This window comes from Pyramidobacter sp. CG50-2 (assembly GCF_003612005.1).
In the GTDB taxonomy this organism is placed as follows: domain Bacteria; phylum Synergistota; class Synergistia; order Synergistales; family Dethiosulfovibrionaceae; genus Pyramidobacter.
This window is the reverse complement of sequence record NZ_RAWT01000011.1, coordinates 21,829-48,584: the sequence shown is the minus strand read 5'-3', so window position 1 is coordinate 48,584 and position 26,756 is coordinate 21,829. Positions and strand designations below refer to the sequence as shown.

Sequence of the window (26,756 nt, the reverse complement as noted above, 5' to 3'; positions counted from 1 at the left end):
ACAGAAACGCAAAAAGCGGAAGAAACTCTTTCGGGAGTCTCTTCCGCTTTTTTCTGCACAGTAGGTTAGGCTTTCAGGTACTGTTTATTGACGAGACAGCGCGGGACGACCTCCTCACCGCGTTCAAGACGCTCAATGTTGTCGAAGATGCAGGCGGCCATGTTGACGATATTATCCTCGGTGTTGCCGCCGACATGCGGCGTGAGCAGGATGTGAGGTTCCGAGAAGATCGGGTGATCCGACGGCAGCGGCTCGCCCTCCACGGTGTCGAGGGCCGCACCCCAAATGCGGCGTTCACGGACGGCGGCAAGCAGTGCATCCGTATCGACGATGCCGCCACGAGCAGTGTTGACGAGCAGGGCGTTGGGCCTCATCATAGCGATGGCCTTCGCGTCAATCATGTTGCGGGTGCTATCAAGCAATGGCATGTGCAGGCTGATGATGTCGGAGGTCGCGAGAAGCTCTTTAAACGGCAGGAACGTGACGTTCAATTCGCGCTCGACTTCCTCGGGAAGACGGAAGACGTCATAATAAACCACCTCTGCTCCGAAGCCCTGGAGGATTTTCGTCAGCTTGCGGCCAATAGCTCCCATGCCGACGATGCCAACGCGGCGGCCGTTGATCATCCACGAGTCGGCGATCAGGTAGCTACCAAGCAGTTTTTCATGTTTGGCGTCGTCAATGTGCTGCAAAAAGTGACGGAATGCTGCGAGAATGAGTAGCGTCGCCATCTCGGCGACGGGCTGCGCGTTCATGCCTGCCGTGATCGCCACGCGGATACCGCGTTCGCCGGCTGCCTCGACATCAACGTCGTTATAGCCGACGCCCCAGCGGTGCAGCATGCGGGCATTTTTCAGGCCAGCGATATGCTCCGCGTCCATGGCGGGGCCACGCAAAACGATATAGGCTGCATCGTTGTACTTTTCGAGGTCCTCGTAGGTAGAACCAAACGCCAGTTCATATCTGCCCGCGCTTTTTTCCTTAAAGTATTCGACACCCTTGGGCGCGAACGCGCCAAACATCAGGATCTTGTTCATAAGAAAAGCAGTCCTTTCTTTATTAAAGCCTTCCGGCGACCTGCTCCATCAGCTCGCGCGAGGGCTTTTTCATGTCGAGCCTCGAGGTCTCAATAATCAGCTTGTACAGGTCCACGCCCTTTTCGGCGGCAACTTCTTTGAACAGGGGGATGTAGTGCGAGTGGCAGCCGGAGTAACCGAGTACGACGTCCAGCGGCATGGCCGGCGCGCGGTAACCGTAAGGCTTCATCGCGGGGGCGAGTTCGTTGTCGATAAAACGGAACAGCCCGTACATATCGATGCCCGTCTTGTAACCGGCACGGTCGAGCGCAGCGACGGCCGTCTCGGTAGCAATGTTGCCGGCGCTGCGGGCCATGCCCATAAGGCCGCAGTCGATGATCTGCGCACCGTTTTCGGCAGCCGCGACGGCGTTGGCAACGGCGCAGCCAAGGTTGGCGTGCCCGTGGAAACCAACGGGGATCTTCACGGCTTGCGAAACAGCCTTCGTGTAAGCCGCCGCCTGAGCGGGCAACATCATGCCAGCGGAATCCATGATGATGAGCACATCAACGCCAGCCTTTTCGAGCAGCTGCGCCTCGGTAGCCAGCGCCTCAGGCGTAAGCACGTAGGCCTTCATCATCGCGAAGAACGCCTTCATGCCCGCGGCTTTGACCATTCTCACGGCGTTCACGGCCTTTTCGCCGTCGCCAGCGTTGATGCCGACGCGCAGAAACTTCAATCCGGCCTTCGCCGCTTTGGCGACGAGCCCTTCAGTCGCGTTTGTCGCGCCGAGGAACATGCCGACTTCGGTCTTGTCCACGAACGGCTTTGCCAGTTCGAGATACTCGTCGTCCGTGCAGGGCGCTTTGACGCCCTTGTCGTACGCTCCCATGCCGGCGCAGTTGCCCATCTCGACGATCATCACGCCGTTTTCGGTCAGGCCTTTCAGCATGAGCGTGGTCAGTTCGGCAGAGAAACCGGCGCCCACGACGTTGCCGCCGTCGCGCAATGTGCAGTCCATAATTTTCATGTGTTAAGATCTTCCTTTCTTGATCTTGATCCGAAAGATTTTTATAAAGCAGGCTCGCGAAGAAAACCGCTGTTCCATGTCCGGCAAAACGTCAGTTTTTCTTGATGAACTTCTCGCCGATGACGAGCAGAATCACGGTCAGGATGCCGCCGATGGCGACGGGATACCAGATCGACTGAACGGTGAGAATCGGCACGATCGCCACGAGCGTCGAAGTGACGGGCGTGAAGCAGCTCATCGCGACGCCGAAGCCTTCCCACGCCGGCGAGTTGCGCGTGTCGGGGTCGGTGCAGCGAGCTAAAGCCAGACCGCTGGGGGCCGAGCCGGTGCCCTGACCAAAGAAGAGCAGCCCCGTCTCAAGCCAGTTGTCCTTGAACCAGCGCTTGGTCAGGAAGACGCAGATAAAAATCATCAATACAATGATCGCGAGCATATGAATCAAAATGGGAACAAGGAACGACGCGACCATTTTCAGGTTAAGCGTGGCAGTCGCCGCGCAGATGCAGATTTCCAAAGCGACGCCCGAAATGTTGCCGATCGCCTTTTTGTCAGCGTAACCGTCGATACGCAGCTTGCACATCAGAGTCCAGATGATGAGCGCGCCGACGATGCCATAAAGGAACACGGGGATGTTCTTCGCGCCGGGGACGTAGGTTTTCAGTGTCGTAAAGAGCACCGTGCCCAGCCAAATGCTGACAAGTACCAGCGCCAGCTGAAGCGCCAGGCCGTTGAGCGCGTCGCTCGCCACCGTGGCGCTGCCAAGCGATTTCTGCTTTTCAACAGGAATGGGACCGCTAACGACATCAATCTTGCCCGTTGCGCCTTTTTCAAGGCTTGTCGCGTAGCCCTTACGCACGCCCCAGTTGACGATCGTCATGCCGACGACCATAGCGACGATCAGACCGAGTGTGGCCATGATGATGCCAAGGTCGAGCATTCCCCGCTGAGCTTCGCCAAGCGACTCAAACAGCTTTCCGGCAGAAGCCGCAGCGCCGTGGCCGCCCCAGTAGGTATATGCGGCCATCAGGCCCCATCCCTTGGGCATCATCGGCCAGAAAACGCTCAGGGCCATGCCGACGAGTGTGCCGACGAACATCTGCGAAAAGTATGTCAGACCGTCGACGACAACGGAACCGACGAACTGCTTGATGCGGCTTTTTTCAATCTTTGTGCCGAAGATAATACACGTCAGCACGACGGTGATCATTGGCGTGGGCATTCCCGAGAACCCCTTCGGGATCTCCATCCAGCCGAGCACCTGCGGCCCAACAATGAGCGCTACCACGCCGCCGATCAGACCGGCGGGAAGGAACAGCTTCTGCAAAGGTTTCACCAGCTCGCGCAGCGCTAGACCAACCAGTAAAAACAGAGCCAATACCGATAAATCATTAATAACGGCACTCATAAGATTTCCTCCCTTACAGATTTGTTGTTATTACGACATATATTATATTAATGTCGTAATAACTTCAATAATGATAATCGAATGAAATAACTCCGTCAAGGAAGTTTTTTAATGTATACATTATACTTTAATGATGCTCCAGCGCTCATTTTGCGGATAAAGTAAACAGCGTCTGCTGCGCAATGAAGATACGCACGGCAGACGCTGTTCTGCTTTTTTGAAAAAACTTTTATCGTTTCGCGCTCGCTCGCCAGATGTTCTGCTTCCGCGCGGCGGCGATGAGTTCGTCGCGGAAGTCGGGATGGGCGATCGAGATCAGACGCTCGGCCCGTTCCCACGCGGAAGCTCCGGCCAGGTTGACGGCGCCGTATTCGGTGACGATGAAGTAAGCCTGGCTTCTGGGGTCGGTGACGATGTCGCCGCAGAAGTGCGGCACGATACGCGACCTGCGCTCGCCGGTTTGGGTCATAAACGACGAGGTCATGCAGATGAAGGCCGCTCCCCCGCTCGACATTGCGGCTCCCGTAAGGTAGTCGAGCTGTCCGCCGGTGCCGCTGATGTGGCGCAGGCCGGCGGACTCTGCGCCTACCTGGCCGTAGAGGTCGGCTGAGATACAGCTGTTGATGGAGATCATCCGGTCGTTGCGGGCGATCACGGCAGGATCGTTGATGAACTCAAGCGGCTCGACGACGACGCCGGGATTGCGGTCGACCCAGTCATACAGCCTCTGCGTGCCGAGGATGATGCCAGCCACGCCTTTGCCGCGCTGAAAACTTTTGCGGCGATTGGTCAGCTTGCCGGCTTCGTACAGGTCGAGGTAGGCGTCGCCGCACAGTTCGGTGTGCATGCCGAGGTCTTTCAGGCCGGACTTTGCGATGAGCGAGCCGACGGCGTTCGGCATGCCGCCGATGCCAAGCTGAAGCGTGGCGCCGTCTTGGATATATTTCGCGATGTGAGCGGCAATTCTTTCGTCTTCGACCGTTGGAACGGGAGCGGGCAGTTGCGGCAAAGGGCCGTGCGGCCCTTCGACAACAAAGTCGGCCTCGCTGATGTGGACGCTCTCGCCGAAGCCGCCGTAGACGACGGGCAACGACTCGTTCACTTCGAGGATGACGACGTCGGCCTTTTCAAGGATGGGACGTCCCACGCCGGCGGCGCACGAGAGGTTGAAATATCCGTGCTTGTCCATCGGCGCAACGCTCATCATGGCGACGTTGACGGTCAAAAACTCACGGTAGTACCAGGCGAGGTTGCGGAAGACCATGGGGATGTAGCTGCACAGTCCGCGGTCGCACAACCTGCGCTCGTAACCGGAGCAGTGCCAGCTGTTGTAGGTGAAGTGTTCGCGCGCAGGGTCGCTTTCGGCGGTGCGCAGCGGCCCGAAGATGAGGTTGCCGCGGATCTTCACATCCGTCAGTTCCTCGCGACGAGCGGCAAGGGCGGCGTCGCACAGCGCGGGGAAGCCGACGTTGGTGGTGTAGTCCACCCAGTCGCCGCTTTTGACGATCGACACGGCCTGCTGCGGCGTACGCAGTTTTGCCCGGTACTCGTCGGAAACGTTCATCATGCTTTCGCGGCGGCGAGGTTCAGCCCGGCTTCGAGACAACGCAGGTTATCCTCGAAGAATTTCGGTTTGACGCAGCCTCGAAGCGCCTGCGTCCAGTCGGCTCCGTCCACGCCGATGGCGGAAATCAGCGCGCCCAGCAACACGACGTTCATGCCGCGGGGCATGCCGAGGTCGGAGGCAATCTTCACGGCGTCGATGGCGAGGGTGTCGGCACGCTTTTTCAGCTCGTCGACGATGCCGTCGGGATACTCGCACTCGCCGCTGAGGACGGGCAACGGGGGCATCCGATACGTGTTGACGATGACTTTGCCGCCGGGCTTGAGGAACGGCAGGCAGCGCATCGCCTCCATCGTCTCGAAGGAAACGAGCACGTCGGCTTCGCCCTGGCCGATGAGGGGCGACCAAACCTTTTGACCGTAGCGCACCTGCGTGGTGACGGAACCGCCGCGCTGGCTCATGCCGTGGACTTCGCTCATCTTCACGTCGTAGCCGGCGTCGATGAGGCCGGTGGTGAGCACTTTGCTGGCGAGGATGGTCCCCTGTCCGCCGACGCCGACGAGGATAACGCTTTGGGTATCGGGCCTTTTCATGCTTTTTTCGCTCCTTTCACGATGGCCTGCTGGGGGCAGACCTGCGCGCAGACGGTGCAGCCGACGCACTGCATGGGATCGATGGCGGCCTTTCTCTCGCACGTGTCGAACGAGAGCGCGGGGCAGCCGGTGGACAAGCATTTCTTGCAGCCGATGCACTTTTTTCGGTCGATCGTGCACTGCGCCGGCGTCATGCGGAACTCGCGACGATCCTCGGCGGACAGGCGCTTGAGCACGCACGGCCAGCGCGTGATGAGCACGACGGGGCCTTCGCGCACTTCCGTATAGGCCCAGTCGAGGGCCTTCTTCATCTCGTCGAGGCGGAGCGGGTTGACGGTGCGCACGCGCTCGAGCCCGAGGGCGCGGACGATCGTCCCGACGTCCATGATGGTGGCCGGCTCGCCCTTGAGCGTGTAGCCGGTGCCGGGATTCTCCTGATGCCCGGTCATGCCGGTGATGCGGTTGTCGAGGACGCAGCAGATCAGGTGCGAGTCGTTGTAGATGACTTCCTCCAGCGCGTTGATGCCAGTGTGGAAGAACGTGGAATCGCCCATGCAGGCAACGACGGTCTTGTCCTGGCCGCTGAGGGCGAACGCCTTGCTGAGTCCGTGGCCGACGGAGAACGCGGAACCCATGCAGTTGGCCAGGTCCTTGGCGTTGAGCGGCTCGTTGCCGCTGAGGGCGTAACAACCGATGTCGCCGACGATGACGGTGTCCTTGCGCTTGGCCGCCTCGTAAAAAAAGCCGCGGTGCGGACAGCCGGCGCAGAGCGCGGGCGGACGGGGAACGACGAGCTTGGGATCGCCCTGTACGCCGCGCGCTTCTTCGCCGAGCAGCGCCTTGCGGATAATGTTGGGGTTCAGTTCGTCGATGGCGGGGATCTTCTCCTTGCCGATGCAGTCGATACCGGCCGCCTTGATCTGGTTTTCCATGTACGGGTCGAGCTCCTCGATCACGTACATCGTCTCGACGCGGGCGCGAAACTCGCGGATCAGGTCGATGGGCAGCGGGTTGGTGAGTCCCAGCTTGAGGTACGATACGGCGTCGCCGAACACCTCTTTGGCGTACTGATACGAGACGCCGCTGGTGACGATGCCGACTTTCCTGCTGCCGCTGTACTCGGCGCGGTTGTACTTGCAGTCGTTGGACAGCGCCAGCAGCCTGCGGTCACGCTCGGGCATCTTCAGGCGGTTGCGTTTGGCCGCGATCGGCACGTCGTCGAACTTGGCGCGGTTCTTGACATAGGGGATGGCGGCGAAGGGATACCGTTCCCCCGGCTCGACCAACGACTTTGAGTGGCACACGCGCGTGGTCATGCGGAACATCACCGGCGTGTCGAACCGCTCGCTCAGGTCGAAGGCGTCGCGGAACATGTCCTTGGCCTCCTGCGAGTCGGACGGCTCCAGCATGGGAATCTTGATGAACGGTGCGTAATTGCGGTTGTCCTGCTCGTTCTGCGAACTGTGCATGCCCGGATCGTCGGCGGTGACGAAGACCATGCCGCCCGAGACACCCATGTAGGCGAACGTGAAGATCGGGTCGGCCGCCACGTTCAGTCCCACGTGCTTCATCGCCGCCATCGAACGCACGCCTCCCATCGACGCGCCGATGGCCGCTTCCATGGCCACCTTTTCGTTGGGCGCCCACTCCGCGACGATTTCCTTGTACGTTCCCACGTTCTCCAGGATCTCCGTGCTCGGAGTGCCCGGATACGCCGAAGCGAACGCCACGCCGGCTTCCCATGCCCCGCGCGCGACGGCCTCGTTGCCCGACATCAGCTGCTTTGTCACTTGAATCCCCCCGTTTGTTTTTTGCGAATATATTATTTTTGATGTTATTTGTATTTTATAAAAAAGCTTGAAAAAATGGAAATACTTTTCTATAATGGCGCTATAAGAAAAACAAATAACCACGGCACAAAGGGGGGATCGTGGTGACGATCACGCAGATTCTGTACGCGCTGGCGGTGGAACAGCACTTGAACTTCTCGGCGGCATCGCGGGCACTGTTCGTGTCACAACCGGCGCTGTCGCTTCAGATCAAGGCGCTGGAATCGGAGCTGGGCTGCAGGCTGTTCGAGCGCACCACACGCGGCGTAACGCTGACGGCGAGCGGGCGCGCCTTCTGCGAGGCTGCCCGGCCGCTCGCCGTCGCATGGGCGGACTTCAAATCGCGCATCAGCGGGACGACGGTGGCGCGCGTCCTGCGCATCGGCCTTGGGGCGCGCGTGTATTCCAACCGACTGTTCAGAAAGATTGTCGCGTTTCTCGACAACCACCCCGAGATCGAAGTGTCGTTCGTTACCGAAGCAGGCCGCGACTTTTTGAGCGACCTGCGCGAGGGAGCCCTCGACCTGGCGCTCGACCGTTTACCGCCGCCGTCGCTGCTCGACGGTGCGGAACAGTTCGCAAGCTGGACGCTGATTGAAGAGCCGCAGTGCATTTTGCTCCCCCGAAGCGATCCTCGCGCGCAAAAAAATGAATTCCGCTTTTCCGAACTGGAGGATTGCGCCATCATCACCAGTCTGGAAAACACGATAGAAGACCGCACGCTGCACTATCTGTGCAGGAAGCACGGCTTCACGCTCAACCGCCTCTACCGCTCCGACAGCATGAAGACGAACATGGACCTGCTGAGGAGCGGCAAGGGCGTAATCATTGGCCCAAAATCGTTCGCCAGCTATTTCGGCGTGGCCGCCGTGCCCCTGTCGCCGTCGACAACCGCGTCGCTGGATTTTATCTGCCTGAAGAAAAACGCCGACCGGCCGGAAGTTTCGACGCTGCGAAGATATCTGCAGAAGCTGTGCGCGGTCCGATGAGCCCGGGAACGTTTCCGACGCCGGTTCTCGCGGAACATCGGGGCCGGGAAACAAAAAGACGGTGCGGCGCTGCGCGGTTCCCCTGCCGTCGTCATCCCCCAACGCACGAATTGAAGCGGGCAGGACGAGAAATATCCTGCCTCCCGCGCATGAGAAACAAGACCGCAGAGCTTTGGCGAGATTCAATCGTTCTCCGCTGATACCGGCACTGACAAGTATTTCTCCAGACAACAAAAAAAATCGCGAAGCCCTCATTTTACAGGCTTCGCGATTTATTTTGATTCATTGATTTTCTCGTTATGGCGGAGGCGTGTGCGAATCGAACACACCAAGGACGATCAGAATCGCCCCTCACGCGGGTTTGAGGCCCGGGGCAGCCACCGGACTGCATCCGCCTCCGCAACGTGGAGTATTTTACTCTATTCTCCCTCTTTAGGCAAGCCGCTTTTTTACAGAACTCCGGACGTTTTTGCGCGGCGGATTTCAAACGGCCCGGCGGCTTACATGCCGCGCAGGCGTTTCAGTTCCTCGTAGGCGCCCTGGATCTGTTCGAATTTCTGCGCCGCCAGGCGCGTGAATTCGGGGTCGTTCAAACCGGCGAACTTGTCGGGATGATATTTGGAGATGAGTTCCCGATAACGCGCGCGGATCTCGTCGTCGCCGGCGCTGCGCGGCAGGCCGAAAACTTCGTAAGGCGAACGCGGAGCGCCGCCCGGCGCGGCGGGATCCGCAAAGCCGCGCCCGCTTTCCCCGCCGCGCGGCCAGTCGCGCCGCGGACCGCCGCCGCTTCCCATGCGGCGGAACAGGTCGGCGAAAAAAGAACGCATCAAAGCCAGAAAGAGCAGCGGCACGATGAGGCGCTGAACGATCTTAAACAGGAATCCCATTTTGCCCTTTCGGCTTAATCCGCCCTGCCCAGCAGCTCGAAGAATTTGCTCACAAGCGCCGAAATGCGCGCGGCGGCGCGCTCCATCTCGGAGAGCACCTCTTCTTCCGACAGCCTGACGGGACGCATGCCCGCCGCCAGGTTGGCGACGCAGGAGACGCCGCAGACTTCCATGCCCATGTGGTTGGCGACGATCACCTCATGCACGGTGGACATGCCGACGAGGTCGGCGCCCATGGCGCGGGCCATGCGGATCTCGGCCGGCGTCTCGTACGAAGGGCCGGCCAGGCCGATGTAGACGCCGCGGCGCGTCAGCAGCCCCAGCGATTTGGCGGACTCTTCCAGCAGGGCGACGAGGCGGCGGCTGTAAGGCTCGCTCATGTCGGGGAAACGCGCTCCCCACTCGGGATTGTTGGCGCCTCTCAGCGGATTCATGCCGGTCAGGTTGATATGGTCGGTGATCAGGGCGATGTCGCCGTTGGCGTACTCGTAATTGATGCCGCCGGACGCGTTGGTCACGAGCAGCGTTTTGACGCCCCACTGGCCGAAGACGCGGATCGGGAAGGTCGTCTCCTGCGGCGTGTAGCCTTCGTAGCAGTGCAGGCGTCCCTGCATGACCACCACCGGCACGCCCGACAGGACCCCGCAGACGAGGCGCCCGGCGTGCCCCGGCGCGGTCGATGTCTTCCAGTGCGGGATCTCCGCGTAGGGAATGACGACGGGGTCTTTCACGGCTTCGGCCAGCATGCCCAGCCCGGAGCCGAGGATCAGCGCCGCCCGGGGGACGCGGCCCGCTTTCGCTTTGATCGCTTCCAGCGCTTCCGTCACCTGGCGGGCGTATTCTTTCATGTCCATAGGGATTCTTCCTTTCTTGCGCTCGGCGTCCGTCAGGCCCGAGGATGGGCGCGGTCGTACACGTCGCGCAGTTCGAGATCGAAATGCAGATATTTCTCCGTCGTGGCGATGGAGCTGTGCCCCAAAAACTCCTGCAGGGTCCTCAGGTCCATGCCGCGGCGCAGCAGATGCGTGGCGATGGAATGGCGCAGCACGTGAGGAAAGAGGCGCTCCTCGGGAACGGAGGCCATCTTGCCGCGCTTCTGCACGATCCGCCACAGGTCGACTCGGCTCAGCGGCTCCCGACGCGAAGAGAGGAACAGCATCTTCTCCGTCTCGTCGCCGTCGAGAAACTCCTGCCGCTTTTGCAGATAGACCTGAAACTGTCTTTTCAGATCTTCGGCAAAGGGGACCTGCCGTTCTTTGCTCCCCTTGCCGAGGACGATCAGATTCTTGTCGTCGAGATTCAGCGAGCCGACTTTCAGCCCGCACAGCTCGCTGGCGCGGATGCCGCAGTTGGCCAGCGTTTCCAGAGCGGTGCGGTCGCGGCAGTCGTAATAACTGGGACCGTCGCAGGCGTTGAGGATGCGCTGGATCTCCCCCTCGGTGAGGATCTTGGGGAGCTTCTTCGACTTCGCCGGCAGCACCGGGATCCACGTGCCCATCGGCAGGTCGCCGTTGAGGACGCGAAACTTCACCCAACTCCTCAGGCCGGCCACGATCAGCTGGATCGAGGAGCTGGCGCGTCTCTGGCTCTTCAGCGCACGGATAAAGCTGGAGAGAGCTTCCTGAGCAACGTCGAGCGGGTCCAGCCCCGCCTCTTCGCAGTAGGCGCGCCAGAGCTCCAGACCGCGGCGATACGTTTCCGCCGTGTTTTTGCTCTGCCCGCGCTCCAGCAAGATATAGTCCTCAAAAGCGGCGCGCGACGTTTCGAAGGATACGGGCATACTCGTTCGCCTCCAGATAAAAATAAGGAACGGCTTGCGCCGTTCCCTATCATACCATTTTTTATGGGAAATTACCTGGCGCGGGCAAAGTACCAGGCCAACGCCATCAGCGTCTTCGCGTCCTGCGGTTCGCTCGAATCGAGCAGCGCGCGCGCCTGTTCGTCGTCGAAGCGCAGCAGCGCAATGTCCTCGTCGTCGTCCGGACGGAGAGGATCCCAGGCAAGTTCCTCGGCCAGAAAGACGAACAGCTTTTCGTCGGAAAAGCCCGGCGACGAGTAAATCGCCGGCATCGGCGTCCATTTGGCGGCCCGGTAGCCGGTCTCCTCGCGCAGCTCCCGCTGCGCCGACTGCAGCGGCTCCTCGCCGCGCTCCATCACCCCGGCCGGGATTTCGATGATCTCCGCGTTCAAGGGATAGCGGAACTGGCGCACGAGCAGAAAGCGCCCTTCGCCGTCGCGCGCCAGGACGGCCACGTCGCTGCGGTGCTCGACCACTTCGCGCGTGACGCGGCGGCCGTTTCGCGACACTTCCACCTGATCGACGCGCAGGTTGAGGATCTTGCCCTCGTAAAGGCGTTTGGAAGAAAGACAGCGTTCCATAGGATGACCTCCCGTCAAAAAATCTCCGCTGATCGGTCAGGCGTCGAGCGTTTCGTCTTTTTCGAGGTGCAGCCCCTTGCCCCAGTCGCCCGCCGCCATCGGCCTTTTTCCTTCCGGCTGGACCGTCAGCAGTTCCAGGGCGCCCTGCGGCGTGCCAAGGAACAGCCGGCCGCCCGCGGCGAAAATTTTTCCCGATCCGGCGTCAGGATGCGGCGCCACACGGGTCTCGAGAATCTTCACGCGCCGGCCGCGGAACGTCACGTACGCGCCCGGCGCCGGGCACAGGCCCCGCACCAGGTCATGGAGTTTTTGCACGCCGAGCGCAAGATCGAGCCGCGCTTCGCTTTTGTCGATCTTGGCGGCGACCGTCGCCAGCGCCTCGTCCTGGGGCGTCAGCGCGGCCGTCCCGTTCAGCAGCGAGGCGACGTTCTCCGTAAAGAGTCGGGCCCCCGCCACGGCCATGCGTTCCAGCAGCTCGCCCGCGTTCTCCTCGGGACCGATCGGGCAGCGCCCCTGCAGCCACACCGGGCCGGCGTCCATCTTCTCCACCAGGCGGAACAGGGACACCCCCGTCTCCGTCTCGCCGCTCATCAGCGCCCGCTGCACGGGAGCCGCGCCGCGATAGCGCGGCAGCAGCGAAGGATGGATGTTGATGCAGCCGCAGCGCGGCCCGTGCAGCCACGGCTCGCCGACCTTCTGGCCGAAGTCGATCACCAGGATCAGCTCCGGCTTCTCGCTTTCGTAAAGCCGGATCAGATCTGCGTCGCGATTCACCGCGGCCGCATGGCGAAGCGGCAGTCCCAGCTTCAGCGCCGCTTCCTCCACGGGCGTGACTCGCGCCTTCAACCCGCGGCCGGCAACGCTCGGCGGGGCCGTCACGACGAGCTGCGGCCTGCACTCCGGGGCGATTTCCTCCAGGCAGCGGGCCGCAAAGCCGCCCGTCCCGAAAAACCAGATCTTCGCCATCATTTCCTCTTCATCAGCCGCTTGCGGATCAGTTCCCGCTTCATCGGCGAGAAATGGTCGATCAGCAGCTTGCCTTCCAGATGCTCGATCTCGTGCTGGAACGCGCGGGCGACAAAACCTTCCGCCTCGTGCCGGCGCCTGGCGCCCGTTTCGTCCTGACACTCCACCACGACGCGCTCGGCGCGCTCGATCTCGCCGAAAATGCCGGGGAAGCTCAGGCAGCCCTCCTCGCCCCGCTGCGTCCCCGTCGCCTCCACGATGACGGGATTGACCAGCACGTAGCGTTCGCCTTCAAAGCAGACCACGGCCACTTTTTTGGATACACCGACCTGCGGCGCGGCGATGCCGACGCCGTCGTCGTCTTTCATGACGATCGTCATCTCGTCCACAAAGACCTTCAGCGCCTCGTCGAAAACGGTCACGGGCCGAGTCGCCCGTCTCAAAACAGGATCGGGAAATTCTACGATTTTCAGCTGCATCGGATCACATGTTCCTCCCACAATATTTTGTTTCTATTCTAGCCGTTTTGCGCTTTTTCTGCACCTGTTTTCGCCGCCCGAAATATTCGCGACGCTTTTTCACGAAGCAGTCATAAAAAAGAGCCATCTCTCGCGAGACGGCTCTTTCTGTACGGTGCGTTACTTTTCTTCGAGGTTGATGCCGCTGAAGAGGTCGCCCAGCGTTACGCCGGTGTCCTCGCTGAAGCCGGAGAATTTTTCCGCCTCGGCCTTGCGGCGGGGCTTGGGAGCTCTTTCGCTTCTGGAGATCGAACCTTCATGACGAGGCGCCTTTTCACCCTGAGTCGGAGCATTCTTACCGCGCTCGGCGGCCCTCTCGCCGGCCTCGATGGCGCTGATGCTGAGGCGGATGCGGCGCTCGGCGGGATTCACCTCGAGGACGCGGGCGGTCACTTCCTGACCTTCCTGGAGCACGTCGCCGGGCTTTTCGACGCGGTGCATGCTGAGCTGGCTGATGTGGATCAGGCCCTCGACGCCCTTCTCGATCTCGACGAACGCGCCGAAGTCGGCCAGGCGCACGACCTTGACGGTGATGTCCTGTCCCTTCGCGTAGCGTTCCTCGATGCCCTTCCAGGGATCGTGCAGCTGCTTGTAGCCCAGGCTCATGCGCTTCTTTTCGGGATCGATGTCGAGCACGATGGTCTCGACTTCCTGTCCCTTGTGCAGCACCTCGCGGGGATGCTTGATGCGGCTCCAGCTCAGGTCGCCGATGTGGATCAGTCCCTCGATGCCGGGTTCCACCTCGACAAAGGCGCCGAAATCGGTGACGTTGGTGACGACGCCTTTGGTCTGCTGATCCTTCTGCCAGCGCTCCATCACCGTGTCCCAGGGATTGCCCTGAGCCTGGCGGATGCTGAGGCTGATCTTGTTGTTTTCCCTGTCGATTCCGATGACCTTGACCTTGACGGCGTCGCCTTTTTTATACGTTTCGCGGGACTTCGAGCTGCGCTGCCAGGAAACTTCGCTGACATGCACCAGCCCGTCGAGGGGACCGACGTTGACGAACAGGCCGAAGGTGGTCACGCTGCTGACCGTGCCGTCGAGCACGTCGCCCACGTTGACCTCGCTGTAGAACTTCTCGCGCTTGGCGGACAGATCCTCGTCGAGCAGGCTCCTGCGGGAAAGGACCAAACGGCGTTTGCGCTTGTCCATCTCGAGCAGGCGGACCTGGAACTCTTCGCCTTCGAAGCGGCCGGGATTGACGCCGCGGCCTTCCTCGGCAAGGTGCGAGATCGGGATAAAGCCCTCGAGGTTAAAGCAGTTGACCATCAGGCCGCCCTTGACCTTGCGGATGCCCTTGACGGTGATGACGTCGTTGGCCTTCGCCTTGGACTCGAGCTCCGCCCAGCGGCGATCGAACTCGCAGCGCCAGCGGCTGACGAGAAGCTGGGCTTCTTCGCCGTCGCGCTTGCTCGTCACCTGGACCTCGATCTTGTCGCCGACTTCGGGAGCGGGCTTGTCGTCGACAAGGATGTGGTGCGTCCACTCGCGTTCGGGCAGGAAGCCCTCGCACTTGTATCCTACGTCAACAAGCCAGCCGCCCTCGGTCTTCTCGACCACCGTGCCCTCGATGACCTTGCCGCGCGCGATCTCTTCCGAAGTCGCGTCGTACTGGGCCATAAGAGAGGCCATATCCATGCTTTCTTCTTCAACCTGGTTCTTAACTTCTTCACTCATTCCTGACATCCCCCTGACGTCCTGCGATGTTATGAATCGCGTTATGTAGTTGTTCGATAAGCCAGTCAGGCGTACTCGCCCCGGCCGCAATACCAATAACCCGTTTCTCCAGCACCCACCTCCTGTCAAGCTGACCGGCGTGCTCGATCCACACTGCGTCGCAGTTCGAATCGCGCGCGATACGACATAACTTGCCGGTATTGGCGCTGTCATATCCGCCGATAACGATCATGCCGTCGACCTGAGACGCCAACCGTCTCACGGCCTGCTGGCGTTCGATCGTGGCACGGCAGATGGTGTTGTAGATCCTGAGCTCGTCGGCCACGCCGAGGGCCGCCTTGGCCGCTTCGGCGAGGAGACTTTCTTCCTGTGTCGTTTGAGATACCAATCCCAATTTATGGATTTTAGCAGACGATTTGAATATTGTCGAGGAAAAAAGTGACGGAATCGTCGAAATCACCGTCGAAGGTCCGCGGACATATCCCCGCATGCCGATGATCTCGGGGTGTTTCTCGTTTCCGAGGATCAGAACGTGATAGCCGGCCTCGGACAATTCCCGCGCGTGGTTCTGCGCCGCGCGCACGAAGGGGCACGTGCCGTCGATGACGCTGACGTTCTTCTGCCTCAAATTTTCCAGAATGTCGGGAGCGATCCCGTGCGCGCGGACGAACGCCGTCGCGCCGGCGGGGATCTCCGCATCCGACTGGACGACGCGCAGTCCCATCTTTTGCAGACGCTCGACCTCCTGCGGACTGTGGATCGGGCTGCCGATCGCATAGACCGGCGTCGCCTGCGCCAACGCTTTTTCCACGCATTCGATCGCCCGCTTGACGCCGAAGCACCATCCTGTCGGCACCGCGACGAGCACTTTCATCGCAAGGCCTCGTCAAGGTGTTTTCTGGCCTGGTCGAGCAGCCATTGTCCGTTTTCCGCCGGCGTCTTCTGCGACAGGTCGCACCAGACGGCCGGCGCGAATTTTTTGAACCAGGTCATCTGCCTTTTGGCGAACTGCCGCGTGGCGATCACATCGCCCCGGATCGCTTCTTCCAAAGTCATCCGCCCCTGATGGAACAGGACCAGTTCCCTATAGCCGAAGCCCTGCATCGACGGGAGATCGGGGGAATAGCCGTGGTCGAGCAGCCACTTCACTTCCTCGGGGTAGCCCGAAGAGAACTGTTGGCGCACGCGCCGTTCGATGCCGCCGACGAGGAGATCGCGCGGCTTGAACAGGCCCAGATAGAGCACGTCGTAAGGCGATTCGGCCGGGCGCTCGCGGGCGTACCAGTCGGAAGCCGGACGGCCGGACGTGAGAAAGATCTCCAGCGCCCGGGAGACGCGGAATTTATCGTTGGGATGGAGTCTGACGGCGCTTTCGGGGTCGCAATTCCTCAGCCGCTCGTACAGTTCGTCCGCTTCGAGAGCAAAAAGTTCGGCGCGCAGTTTTTCGTCCGTGGGCACGTCGATGGACAGCAGCCGGCTGAAGAGCGCTTGATAATAGAACGGCGTGCCGCCGACGAAAAGCGGCGCCCGCCCCCGCGCCATGATCCGCCTGACGCAGTCCGCCGCCTGAGTGGTAAAATCGGACACCGTGTAGATCTGATCGGGATCGGCTACGTCGATGAGATGGTGCGGAATCTCCCGGCGCACTTCGCGGGAGATCTTGTCCGTGCCCACATCCATGTAGCGATAGACCTGGCGGGAGTCCACCGAGATCACCTCGGCGTTCAGCGCGCGGGCGAGACCGAGGCTCATGGCCGTCTTGCCGACGGCCGTCGGGCCGATCACCGCGACGATGGGCGTTTTTTTCGCGCCGCTCACAATCCCAACCTCCCAAAGTGTTTGTCCAGCGCGCTCCCCGTCAGCCGCAGTACGGTCGGCCGTCCGTGGGGACAAGCGTTGGGCTGGTCGCAACGCTCCAGTTCGGTCAGCAGTTGATAGGCTTCCGCCGCTTCCAGCCGCGTCGTCAGCTTGACCGAAGCCTTGCAGGCTTTCGTCGCGAAGACGTTGACCAGCGAGTCAGAGTGCTCCTGCCGTTCCTCGATCGCGTTCAGCGCGCTGCGCAGCAGATCGACAGGCGGAACGCCCGCGACTTTGGCGTGCATGGGCAGCTGCGACAGAGAGCCGTCCTCGTCGATCGCGAAGTTCAGCTCGGCCAGCTTTTCGCGGTTCGCCATCGCGTCGTCCTTCAGCGTCGGCGGCAGCGGAATGGGCATGATCAGTTTTTCCTGCCCGCGCGGATCGGCGCAGGCCTTCAAGATCCGTTCGTAATTGACGCGCTCGTGGGCGGCGTGAGGATCGACGATCAGCAGCCCGTCCGGCGTGGAAAAGACCAGATAGCCCTGAGGCAGCTGGGCGAGATAAAGTTTCCCGTCCGGCGCGGCGCTTTCCGCAGCAGACATGTCGCCAGACGGCGGAACCGAAACGGTCTGACGATAGGAAGCGAAAGGCAGACGTTCGCCGCTCGCCTCCTGCGAACCTCGCGCCGCGAACGCGTTCGGCGACGCGGCGCGGAACACCGGTTCTTCCAGGCGCGAAAACGGATGCGGCTCGCGTTCGGGCAGGCGGCGCCACGCCGTGGAACCGCCCGGCGCCGTCGGCCCGCCGACGGAAAAAGATTCTGCCGGCGCGTCGAACGGAGGCGAAGAAAACGGCATGCGATCGCCGCGCCCACGGATCGGCGCGTCGGAAAATCCCTTGGCAAGACGCTCCGCCGCTTTGCGGATCAGATCGTACACCTCTCCGGAACGGCGGAACAGGATCTCCGACTTCGCCGGATGGACGTTGACGTCCACGTCTTCCGCCGGCAGCGAAAGCATGACCAGCCAGTTGCCGCGCGTCGCCCAGTGGAACCCCTGGATCGCCGAACGGATCACCGCGTCGCTGACGCGGCGGCCGTTCACGAACGAGATCAGCTGGAAGCGGCTCTGCGGCCCCAGATCCTGCCACCACAGCCGCACGGAGGACGCCGCAGCTTCGAAAGCGGAAGCGCGGATCTCGGGTTCGTCGCCCCACATCTGCGCCAGCAATTTCTCGACGCTGCCGCCGCCCGAACTCTTGAAGACGCTCTTGCCGTCGTGGACCAACGAGAACGCGACGGCGGGATAGGCGAACGCGTAGTCCTGGACCAGGCGCGAAATGCGGCGGAACTCCGCCGCGGCCGTCTTGAGGAACTTGCGCCGCGCCGGCAGATTATAGAAAAGATCCTTGACGACCACCGTCGTGCCGGGACGCAGCGGCACCGCCGTGACGCGGGGCACGCCGTTTTCATAGTGCAGCGAAGCGCCTTCGGTCAGTTCGGGGCGACGGCTGTAGATTTCGAAGTGACTGACGGCGCAGACGCTGCTCAGCGCTTCGCCGCGATACCCCAGCGTGGAAATCGCCTCGAGGTCCGCCTCGCTGCTGATCTTGCTGGTGGCGTGTTTTTCCACCGCCAGGGGCAGTTCTTCCGGGACGATGCCGCCGCCGTTGTCCTTCACGGAGATCAGCACCTTGCCGCCCTGCCCCAGTTCCACGTCGATGGCCGTCGCGCCGGCGTCGAGGCTGTTTTCGATCAGTTCCTTGACGACGGAAAGCGGCCGCTCGATCACCTCGCCGGCGGCGATCTTGCGCGAAAGCCCGTCGGGCAGTCGATGAATTCCCATCATTCACACCTCAGCTTTCTGGCCCGCGAGACCAGCCGGTAAATCTGGTCGAGCGCGTCCCGCGGCGTCATCTGATCGGGTTCGAGCGAAGCCACCTCTTCGATGAAAGCGTCACCGGAAAGATCGAACATGCTCACCTGCGCCGACGGCGCAAAACGGTTCGGATCGCCGCGCCCCCCCGGTGGTTCGGCTTCCAGGCGCTCGAGGATCTCATGAGCGCGTTTGAGCACCACCCGCGGCAGCCCGGCGATGCGGGCGACCTCGATACCGTAGGATCGGTCGGCCGGTCCCGGCTGTATTTTATGCAGAAAACGCACGCCCTCGTCGGTCTCCTCCACGCCCATGCTCAGGTTGAAAAGCCCCGGCATGGTCTTTTCGAGATCCGTCAGTTCGTGATAATGCGTGGCGAAAAGCACGAACGGCTGGACGCCGCAAAGGTTGTGCAGATACTCGATCACGGACCAGGCGATGCTCATACCGTCGTACGTCGAAGTGCCGCGCCCGATCTCGTCGAGGATGACCTCGCTGCGGGCCGTGACGTTGTGGAGGATGTTCGCGGTCTCCATCATCTCGACCATGAACGTGCTGTTGCCGCGCGCCAGCTCGTCGCGCGCGCCGATGCGGGTGAACAGGCGGTCGGTCAGCGGCAGGCGGGCAGACGCCGCCGGCACGTAGCTGCCGGCCTGCGCCATGATCTGCAAAATCGCGGCCATGCGCAGATACGTCGATTTGCCCGCCATGTTGGGCCCGGTGACGATGGCCGTCCGCCGCGTCAGATCCATTTTCAGGTCGTTCGGGATGCAGGGCTGGCCGCGCAGCGCCCGTTCGACCATCGGATGGCGGCCTTCGCGGATCTCGAGGACCCGCTCTTCGACGACTTCGGGACGGCAGTAGCCGCGTTCCCGCGCCGTGCGCGCGAACGAGTTCAGCACGTCCAGCTGGGACAGCGCGCGGCCGAGCCGCTGAATGGCGTCGGTCCGTTCGAGACAGGCCGCGGTCAGCTCGTCGAAGATGCGCTGCTCGATCTCCGCGATCTTGGAATCCGCCTGCAAGCGGCGTTCCTCGTATTCCTTCAGTTCGGGAGAAATGTAGCGCTCGGCGTTGACCAGCGTCTGCTTGCGCACGTACTCCGGCGGGATTTCCGCATTTTCCGCTTTGGCGCGGGAAATCTCGATGTAAAATCCGTAAACTTTGTTGTACCCGACTTTCAATTTCGTCAGGCCGATACGTTTTTTTTCCCGCTCCGCAAAGTCGTCGAGCCATGCGTCGCCGCTGTCGCCGAGAGAACGCCATTGATCGAGTTCCTCGTCGCAGCCGGGCGCGGCGATGGCGCCAAAACTCAGGGCGCGCGGCAGTTCCGGCAGCAAGAATCTGTCAAGCCGGGCGCGCAGTTCCTCCAGTTCGCCGGGAGCCGGCAACGCGACCGAACGGCACATTTCGCCCAGCGCCGCGTTGATTTCCGGGTGTACGTCCAGCGTGTCGCGGATCGCGCCGAGATCGCGCGGATTGGCGCTTTTCATGTGCAGGCGCGCGATGGCGCGTTCCACGTCGCGGCATTTCCCCAGCAGCTCGGCCAGAGAACGCGAGACATCTTCGTGGTCGTACAGTTCCTGAACGGAATCCAGGCGTTCGTCGATCCTCTCGATCGAACAGAGCGGACGGGCAAGCCAATCGTGAAGGAGTTTCTTCCCGAACGGCGTGGCGCACTCGTTCATGCACTCGAACAGCGACGCTTCGCCGCCCCAGAGGTCGAGATTGTTCTGCGTATGCCAGTCGAGGTGCATGAAACCCTCCGGCAGGATCTGGGAAATGCTTCTGATGTGGGCCGCCTTCGAGAAACTGGTCTCCTCCGCGTAGCTCACCAGCGCGCTGACGGCGCCGATGCGCGGGTCGCCGCGGCGCAGGCCGAAGCCCTCGAGGGAATTGACGTTCCACAGCCGGCACAGCCGCGCCAGTCCGATCTCGGGATCGAAATCTTCCGCCGACATCTCGGAATACGACCAGCCCGGATGGGCTTCGACCTTTTCCCGATAGCCCCGTCCGCGCGGGATCAAAATTTCGCGCGGCGCAAAGGACAGCAGCACCGACCAGGCTTCCTGCGGGGGAAACGTCCCCACCTGCACCGTCGAGGCGCTCGGCGTCAGAAAGCCGACGGTCCACTGGTCATGTCCCAGAAGCAACGAGGCCAGCGACGAGTTGACGGGGCCTTCCTCAGGGATGAAAGTCCCCGGCGTCAGGATCTTGACGACCTCCCGTTCCACCAGCGTGCGTCCGTCGGGCGGCGTCATCTGTTCGCAGACGGCGATCTTGTAACCCTTTTCGATCAGGCGCGCGGCGTATTGATCCACCGCGTGGTGCGGCACGCCGGCCATCGGCATGTTCCTGTTCGAGTCGCGCGCGGTCAGGGCGATGTCGAGTTCGCGCGAGACGAGCTTGGCGTCGTCGAAGAAACACTCGAAGAAATCCCCCATGCGGAAAAAGAGCACGCAGTCGGGATATTTGTTTTTCCAATAAAAGTACTGTTCCAGCATCGGCGTCATCTTGGCGGGTATTTGCTGGACGGGCGCTTTGGGTTCCGTCATCTAAAATCGGTCAGCTCCTTTCGCATCCATATAGCTTTGCAGGATCACCGCGGCGGCGATCTTGTCGACGGACTGTTTGCGCTTGCGGCGCGACACGTTGCCTTCGAGCAGGTAGCCCGTGGCGGTGCAGGTGCTGTAACGCTCGTCCCAATATTTCACGGTGATCATGGGAAAGCGCCGCTGGATCGCCTTCACCACGTCCTGCACGCGCTGCGCCGAGGGGCCGATCGTCCCGTCTTCGCGGATCGGCAGCCCGACGAGCAGACAACCTGTGTCGTAACGCTCGAAAGCGCGCTCCAGCTCGTCCATCCAAGGCCCCTCCGCTTTCCAGACAGCGATCCCCTGAGCGAACATGCCCAGGGGATCGCTGACTGCCACGCCGATCCTCACAGTTCCGACGTCGAGGCAGATAATTCGGGGCATCGTCAAGCTCCGATGAATTTCGCAACGAGATCGACCGCGGCGGCGATCGCCGCGTCGATTTTGGCCGGCTCTTTGCCGCCGGCCTGCGCCATGTTCGGACGGCCGCCGCCGCTTCCGCCGACCAAAGCGGCCAATTCCTTGACGATCTTGCCGGCGTGGAGTTTTTTCTTTTGCGCTTCCTCGCCGAGCATGCAGAGGATCTGCACTTTGTCCTCCGCCGCTTTGGAGAAGACCACGAATACGGCTTTGGGATCGCCGTCCTTGAACTTGTCGCCGGATTCGCGCAACAGCTCCATGTCCTGTCCGTCCACGCGACCGATATAAAGGTTGACGGCGCCGCCGGCAAGCGCCTTTTTCGCGATCAGTCCGTCGATGCTGCCGGCAAGTCTGGCGCGGGACATCCCGTCGATCTGGCGTTTGAGTTCCTTGATCTCCTCTTCCATGCCCCTGACCTTTTCGATCAGCAGCGGCCGTTTGACGGCCAGGCGCGCGGAAAGTTCGTCGGCGGTGCGGCTCAGTTCCTGAAGCAGGCGCACCGTGGTCATGCCCGTCACCGCCGTGATGCGGCGGATGCCGGAGCCGATGCTCTCTTCGCTGACGATCTTCAGAGAACCGATCGTGCCCGAGGACGAAACGTGAGTGCCGCCGCACAGCTCGCTGGAGAAATCGCCGACGGAGACGACGCGCACGGTCTGGCCGTATTTCTCTTCGAACAGCGCCTTGGCGCCGCTGGCTTTGGCCGCTTCGAGATCCGTCACGACGGTGGTGACCGGCCGGTCGGTCAGGATCGCCGCGTTGGCGAGCGTCTCGATCTCCTCGATCTGCTCGCGGCTCGGCGCTTCGTAATGGGTGTAGTCGAAGCGCAGGAAGCGGTCGGACACGAGCGAACCGTTCTGGCGCACGTGCCCGCCCAGCACCTTGCCGAGCACGGCGTGCAGGATGTGCGTGGCCGTATGGTTGCGGGCGACGGCAAGATGCCGGTCCGCGTCGACCTGCGCGAGGACGCTCTGACCGACGCGAAGCGTCCCTTTGGTGACGGCGACCGTCTGCATGTTCAGCTCGCCGAAGGGGTGCGTGCTGTCCTTCACGACCGCGAGAACGCCGTCGCCCTTGATCAGCCCCGTGTCGCCGATCTGGCCGCCGCGCTCGGCGTAAAACGGCGAACTTTCGAGGAGGACCATGCCCTCCTCGCCTTCGCCGAGAGCGTCGACTTTCCGTCCCTCCCTGACGAGCGCGCGGACCTTTGTATTGCATTCGCTCTTTTCGTAGCCGACGAAATCCGTGGCGCCGAATTCGTTGGCCAGGGCGTTGAACACGTTCCCCTTGATGACGTTGTTGGCGATCTGCTTGCTGGAGCTGCGGGCGCGCTCGCGCTGCTGCTCCATCTCCTTTTTGAACTCCTCTTCGTCGACCGACACGCCGCGCTCGGCGCAGATCTCGCGAGTCAGTTCCAGAGGGAAACCGAACGTATCGTACAGCTGGAAGGCCGCCGCGCCGCTGAGAGTCTTCCCGGCGCTTTCGAGCGCCGCTTTGACTTCGGCGTCGAGCAGCTCGCTGCCCTGGCGGATCGTTTTGCCGAAGCCGTTCTCCTCGATCTCGACGATCTTCTCGATGGTGAGCCGGTTTTCCCCGAGTTCGGCGTAGGGATCGCCCATCAGTTCGATCACGGCGGGAATCACGTCGTTGATGAACGGCTTGTTGATGCCGATCAGGCGTCCGTAGCGGGCGGCGCGGCGGATCAGGCGGCGCAGCACGTAGCCCTGGCCGTCGTTGGCCGGCAGAATGCCGTCGGCGATCATGAAGCAGACGGCGCGGACATGGTCGGAGATGACCTTCAGCGCCAGATCGCTCTGATCGTTCTCGCCGTACCTGACGCCGGCGATATCGCCGGCTTTTTTCATGAGCGGCGTGAAGAGATCCGTCTCGAAGTCGTTGCGCACGCCCTGGATCAGCGAGGCAAGGCGCTCGAGCCCCATGCCGGTATCGATGTTCTTGCGGGGCAGCAGCCTGAAGCTGCCGTCGGCCTGCCGGTCGTACTGCGTGAAGACGTGGTTCCAGATCTCGAGAAAACGATCGCAGTCGCAGCCGGGATGGCAGTCGGGACCGCAGGAAAATTCTTCTCCCTGATCGTAGAGGATCTCGGAATCGGGGCCGCACGGTCCCTGCGGCCCCATGAACCAGAAGTTCTCGTCTTCGCCGTTGAGGACGAGATGGGATTCGGGCATGCCGATCTCCTTGGTCCAGATGTCGAAAGCCTCCTGATCGTCCTTGTAGATCGTCGCATACATGCGGCCGCCGTCGAGTCCAAGAACCTGCGTGAGGAACTCCCAGCCCCAGGTCAGCGACTCGCGCTTGAAATAGCCGCCCCAGGAGAAATTGCCCAGCATTTCGAAAAACGTGTGATGCCGCGCGGTATGGCCGACGTTCTCGATGTCGTTGGTGCGCACGCACTTCTGCGAGGTCACGGCGCGGGCGTATTCCGGCTCCTCGAGGCCGAGATAATACTTCTTGAAAGGCACCATGCCGGCGATGGTGAACAGAAGCGAGGGATCGTCGGGCACGAGCGAAAAGCTCTTGTAATGGTGAGCCCCTTTCGATTCCCAGAAATTTACGAACAACTGACGGATTTCCTTACCGCTGCGATACTGCACGGATGTTCCCTCCTGCACATTTTTAAGAGAAATAATGACGGCGGCGCGAGCTGCCGGAGATTCTTCAAGATTTTGCAGCCAGCAGCCAGGCGCGCTGCGCCGAACTGGCCGCGCGGATTTCCCGCTCGGGACGGGGGACGAACGCCCGATCCCTGACGATCCAGCCGCCCCCGCAGAGAACGTGTTTGACGTCGCCGGAACCGCCGGCGTACACGACATAGCTGGACATGTTTTCCTCATCGGCGCCGAGATAATGGAGCGCCGTCAGGTCGACGGCCGTCAGATCGGCCGCCCAGCCCTCGGCGAGCCGCCCCACTCTTTCGTAACCGAACGCCCGCGCCCCCTGATACGTCGCGCAGTCGATCAGCTGCCGCGAGGAAACGGCCAGCGGATCATGGCCGACGCCCTTGTGGATCAATGAGGCGAGCCGCATCTCGTCCCACAGATCGAGACGGTTGTTGCTGGCGGCGCCGTCGGTCCCCAGCGCCACGTGCACGCCGCGTTTCAACATCTCCGGCACCGGCGCCACGCCGCTGCCCAGCTTGAGATTGGACGCCGGACAATGCGCCACGGTGATGTTGTCGTGAGCGGCCAGATAGTCGAGCTCGTCTTCCCTGAACTGCACGCCGTGCGCAAGGACCAGGCGCGGTACGGCAGCGAGGCCGGTCTTTTCGAGATATTCGACCGGCGTCATTTTCAGCGTGTCGGAGAGGTAGCCGCGCTCCCATTCCGCCTCGAGGAAATGCGTCTGCAAGGGCAGATTTTTTCTTTTCGCCTCGGCGGCGCATTCGCTGACGAACTCGAACGGCACGGTGTACGGCGCGTGCGGATCGATGCTGTTGATGATCCGCGGCCCCCGCATCTCCGCAAAATCGCGGTAAAGCGTCTGTTTGAAGCGGGCCGGATCGCGCACGACGCCGACGGAAACGGAACAGCGCATGCCCAGCTCGTTCACGGCGCGGGCGACCTGATCCATATGGTAGTACATGTCGGTAAAGCCGGTCACGCCGCACGTGGCCATCTCGCACATGGCCTGAACGGCGCCGGCGTAGACCACTTCGTCGGTCAAATGCTCTTCCAGCGGCCAGATCTTCTGTTCCAGCCACTCCACCAGCGGGCGCTCTTCGCCGAGCCCGCGCAGCAGCGTCATCGCCGCGTGGCAATGAGCGTTGAAAAAGCCCGGCAAAAGGAGCGTTTCGCCTTTGCCGTCTATCACTTCGCATTTTTCGCCGCTCAACGAACCCGGGGCGGCGATTTTTTTTATGCGTTCCCCCTCGACGAGCAGATCGGCGCGCACAGCGCGCTCCATCGTGCCGTCGAGAAGATAAACGTTGCGGAACAGGATCGCCATTTTAGTCTTCGCGCCAATCGGCCATATAGGCGCGCTGTTCGTCGGTCATACGCTCGAGGGACAGTCCCATGGAAGCGAGCTTCGTCTCCATGACCGCCGCGTCGATCTCCGCCGGCACGTCCATCAGCCCGGCCTTGAGCGCGCGGCCGTGTTCGTTCACGTAGAGAGCGGATTCGAGCTGGAGCGCGAAGCTGAGATCCATGATCTCGATCGGATGTCCGTCGCCGCAGGCCAGATTGACCAGGCGTCCTTCGCCGAGCAGATTGAGACGGCGCCCGTCGGGCAACGTAAAAGTCTCTATGTTCGTCCGCGCCGATTCGCGCCTGACGGCCAGCGCCGCCAGCTCCTGCTTGTCGATCTCGACGTCGAAATGTCCGGCGTTGCCCATGATCGCGTTGTCCTTCATGAGCCGGAAATGTTCCGCCCTGATCACGTGCGTGTTGCCGGTGAACGTGAGGAAAATATCTCCCAGCGGCGCCGCCTGGGCCATGGTCATCAGCTCGTTGCCGTCCATGACCGCTTCGAACGCGCGGTGCGGATCCAGCTCGGTGACGACGACGCGGGCGCCGAGCGCGCGGGCGCGCATGGCCGCGCCGCGGCCGCACCAGCCGTAACCGGCGATGACCACGGTCTTGCCCGCCACGAGGATGTTGGTCGTGCGCATGAAGCCGTCCCACACCGACTGCCCGGTGCCGTAGCGGTTGTCGAAAAGATATTTGCTGTGAGCGTCGTTCACGGAAATCACCGGAAATGGCAGGATCCCCTGCCGTTCCATGGCCTTCAGGCGCTTGACGCCGGAGGTCGTTTCCTCGGAAGCGCCCTTGACGGCGGGGATCAAATCCTTCATGTCGGAAAGGACCGTCGCCACCAGATCGGCGCCGTCGTCGGCGATGACGGCGGGACCGAAAGCCAGCGTATCGCGCAGATAGCGGCGATACTCTTCGCCGCTCATGGCGTGGCGGCTGAACACGGAAACGCCCGAATCGACGAGAGCGGCGCAAATATCGTCCTGCGTGGAAAGCGGATTGCTGCCGGCCGCGCGGACTTCGGCGCCCAGCTCTTTGAACGTCCGCAGCAGGCAGGCGGTTTTCGCTTCCAGGTGAAGACAGGCTGAAAGTTTCACGCCTTTCAGCGGCTGCGAAGCGGCGTAACGCGATTTCAGGGCGTTGAGCACCGGCATGGAGCGCCACGCCCAGTCCATCTTGGCATGGCCGCCCGGAGCGAGAGAACGATCGGCGATTTTATAATCCATCAT

At 61.9% G+C, this 26,756-nt stretch carries 22 protein-coding genes and 1 tRNA gene; 1 reads left to right on the top strand and 22 read right to left on the bottom strand.

The genetic code is table 11. The features are described 5' to 3' along the window. Window positions 1-65: 65 nt before the first annotated feature. The 6 genes from D7D26_RS03915 to iorA form a co-directional block, all read right to left on the bottom strand. Window positions 66-1,037 (bottom strand): 2-hydroxyacid dehydrogenase, encoded by a 972-nt coding sequence (locus D7D26_RS03915; protein ID WP_120372111.1) that lies wholly within the window; start codon window positions 1,035-1,037, stop codon window positions 66-68. Between the two features lie 22 nt (window positions 1,038-1,059). Then, window positions 1,060-2,046, bottom strand: coding sequence for a 4-hydroxy-2-oxovalerate aldolase (locus D7D26_RS03910; protein ID WP_120372110.1), 987 nt, complete (start codon window positions 2,044-2,046; stop codon window positions 1,060-1,062). Window positions 2,047-2,137: 91 nt separating this feature from the next. Next, window positions 2,138-3,451: a sodium/glutamate symporter gene (locus tag D7D26_RS03905; RefSeq protein WP_120372109.1), complete on the bottom strand. Its 1,314-nt coding sequence runs from the start codon at window positions 3,449-3,451 to the stop codon at window positions 2,138-2,140. A 229-nt stretch (window positions 3,452-3,680) separates the two neighbouring features. Then, window positions 3,681-5,018, bottom strand: coding sequence for an acetyl-CoA hydrolase/transferase family protein (locus D7D26_RS03900; RefSeq protein WP_120372108.1), 1,338 nt, complete (start codon window positions 5,016-5,018; stop codon window positions 3,681-3,683). Next, window positions 5,015-5,608 carry an indolepyruvate oxidoreductase subunit beta gene (locus D7D26_RS03895; RefSeq protein WP_120372107.1) on the bottom strand — a complete coding sequence of 198 codons (594 nt, stop codon included), beginning with the start codon at window positions 5,606-5,608 and terminating at the stop codon, window positions 5,015-5,017. Before D7D26_RS03895 ends, D7D26_RS03900 begins: the two co-directional genes overlap by 4 nt. Next, complete coding sequence (iorA, locus tag D7D26_RS03890) at window positions 5,605-7,398, bottom strand: indolepyruvate ferredoxin oxidoreductase subunit alpha (RefSeq protein ID WP_199674684.1); 1,794 nt, start codon at window positions 7,396-7,398, stop codon at window positions 5,605-5,607. The genes D7D26_RS03895 and iorA overlap by 4 nt, the downstream gene beginning before the upstream one ends. A gap of 143 nt (window positions 7,399-7,541) precedes the next feature. Here iorA and D7D26_RS03885 point away from each other — a divergent pair, with 143 nt between their 5' ends. Then, the gene (locus D7D26_RS03885) at window positions 7,542-8,426 is read left to right on the top strand and encodes a LysR family transcriptional regulator (protein ID WP_147413041.1); all 885 of its coding nucleotides are present in this window, start codon (window positions 7,542-7,544) and stop codon (window positions 8,424-8,426) included. A 300-nt stretch (window positions 8,427-8,726) separates the two neighbouring features. On the opposite strand, the gene D7D26_RS12270 is transcribed toward D7D26_RS03885, so the two are convergent. From D7D26_RS12270 to D7D26_RS03810, 16 genes are all read right to left on the bottom strand, one after another. Then, window positions 8,727-8,825, bottom strand: a tRNA-Sec gene (locus tag D7D26_RS12270). Window positions 8,826-8,926: 101 nt separating this feature from the next. Then, the gene (locus D7D26_RS03880; RefSeq protein ID WP_120372105.1) at window positions 8,927-9,313 is read right to left on the bottom strand and encodes a J domain-containing protein; all 387 of its coding nucleotides are present in this window, start codon (window positions 9,311-9,313) and stop codon (window positions 8,927-8,929) included. Between the two features lie 14 nt (window positions 9,314-9,327). Continuing rightward, window positions 9,328-10,167 (bottom strand): purine-nucleoside phosphorylase, encoded by an 840-nt coding sequence (locus tag D7D26_RS03875; protein WP_199674682.1) that lies wholly within the window; start codon window positions 10,165-10,167, stop codon window positions 9,328-9,330. Window positions 10,168-10,199: 32 nt separating this feature from the next. After that, the gene (locus D7D26_RS03870; protein ID WP_120372104.1) at window positions 10,200-11,093 is read right to left on the bottom strand and encodes a tyrosine-type recombinase/integrase; all 894 of its coding nucleotides are present in this window, start codon (window positions 11,091-11,093) and stop codon (window positions 10,200-10,202) included. Between the two features lie 71 nt (window positions 11,094-11,164). Further along, window positions 11,165-11,692 carry an NUDIX hydrolase gene (locus D7D26_RS03865; RefSeq protein ID WP_120372103.1) on the bottom strand — a complete coding sequence of 176 codons (528 nt, stop codon included), beginning with the start codon at window positions 11,690-11,692 and terminating at the stop codon, window positions 11,165-11,167. A 36-nt stretch (window positions 11,693-11,728) separates the two neighbouring features. After that, a complete protein-coding gene (fmt, locus tag D7D26_RS03860; protein ID WP_158606258.1) occupies window positions 11,729-12,658 on the bottom strand; it encodes a methionyl-tRNA formyltransferase in 930 nt (309 codons plus the stop codon). Continuing rightward, complete coding sequence (gene def, locus D7D26_RS03855) at window positions 12,658-13,137, bottom strand: peptide deformylase (RefSeq protein ID WP_078016486.1); 480 nt, start codon at window positions 13,135-13,137, stop codon at window positions 12,658-12,660. Before def ends, fmt begins: the two co-directional genes overlap by 1 nt. A gap of 159 nt (window positions 13,138-13,296) precedes the next feature. Next, window positions 13,297-14,853: a 30S ribosomal protein S1 gene (locus D7D26_RS03850; protein ID WP_120372101.1), complete on the bottom strand. Its 1,557-nt coding sequence runs from the start codon at window positions 14,851-14,853 to the stop codon at window positions 13,297-13,299. Continuing rightward, window positions 14,846-15,727 carry a 4-hydroxy-3-methylbut-2-enyl diphosphate reductase gene (gene ispH / locus D7D26_RS03845; RefSeq protein WP_120372100.1) on the bottom strand — a complete coding sequence of 294 codons (882 nt, stop codon included), beginning with the start codon at window positions 15,725-15,727 and terminating at the stop codon, window positions 14,846-14,848. Before ispH ends, D7D26_RS03850 begins: the two co-directional genes overlap by 8 nt. Then, a complete protein-coding gene (gene miaA / locus D7D26_RS03840) occupies window positions 15,724-16,671 on the bottom strand; it encodes a tRNA (adenosine(37)-N6)-dimethylallyltransferase MiaA (protein ID WP_120372099.1) in 948 nt (315 codons plus the stop codon). Before miaA ends, ispH begins: the two co-directional genes overlap by 4 nt. Then, complete coding sequence (mutL, locus tag D7D26_RS03835) at window positions 16,668-18,494, bottom strand: DNA mismatch repair endonuclease MutL (RefSeq protein WP_120372098.1); 1,827 nt, start codon at window positions 18,492-18,494, stop codon at window positions 16,668-16,670. Before mutL ends, miaA begins: the two co-directional genes overlap by 4 nt. Beyond that, on the bottom strand, window positions 18,494-21,076 hold the full coding sequence (mutS, locus tag D7D26_RS03830; protein ID WP_120372097.1) for a DNA mismatch repair protein MutS: 2,583 nt from the start codon (window positions 21,074-21,076) through the stop codon (window positions 18,494-18,496). Before mutS ends, mutL begins: the two co-directional genes overlap by 1 nt. Continuing rightward, complete coding sequence (ruvX, locus tag D7D26_RS03825) at window positions 21,077-21,499, bottom strand: Holliday junction resolvase RuvX (protein WP_120372096.1); 423 nt, start codon at window positions 21,497-21,499, stop codon at window positions 21,077-21,079. It abuts the gene before it with no gap. Between the two features lie 2 nt (window positions 21,500-21,501). Continuing rightward, window positions 21,502-24,150 (bottom strand): alanine--tRNA ligase, encoded by a 2,649-nt coding sequence (gene alaS, locus D7D26_RS03820; protein ID WP_120372095.1) that lies wholly within the window; start codon window positions 24,148-24,150, stop codon window positions 21,502-21,504. Between the two features lie 64 nt (window positions 24,151-24,214). Continuing rightward, the gene (locus D7D26_RS03815) at window positions 24,215-25,501 is read right to left on the bottom strand and encodes an amidohydrolase (protein ID WP_120372094.1); all 1,287 of its coding nucleotides are present in this window, start codon (window positions 25,499-25,501) and stop codon (window positions 24,215-24,217) included. 1 nt (window position 25,502) lies between these two features. Further along, complete coding sequence (locus D7D26_RS03810) at window positions 25,503-26,753, bottom strand: adenosylhomocysteinase (RefSeq protein ID WP_120372093.1); 1,251 nt, start codon at window positions 26,751-26,753, stop codon at window positions 25,503-25,505. Between the last annotated feature and the right edge of the window lie 3 nt (window positions 26,754-26,756).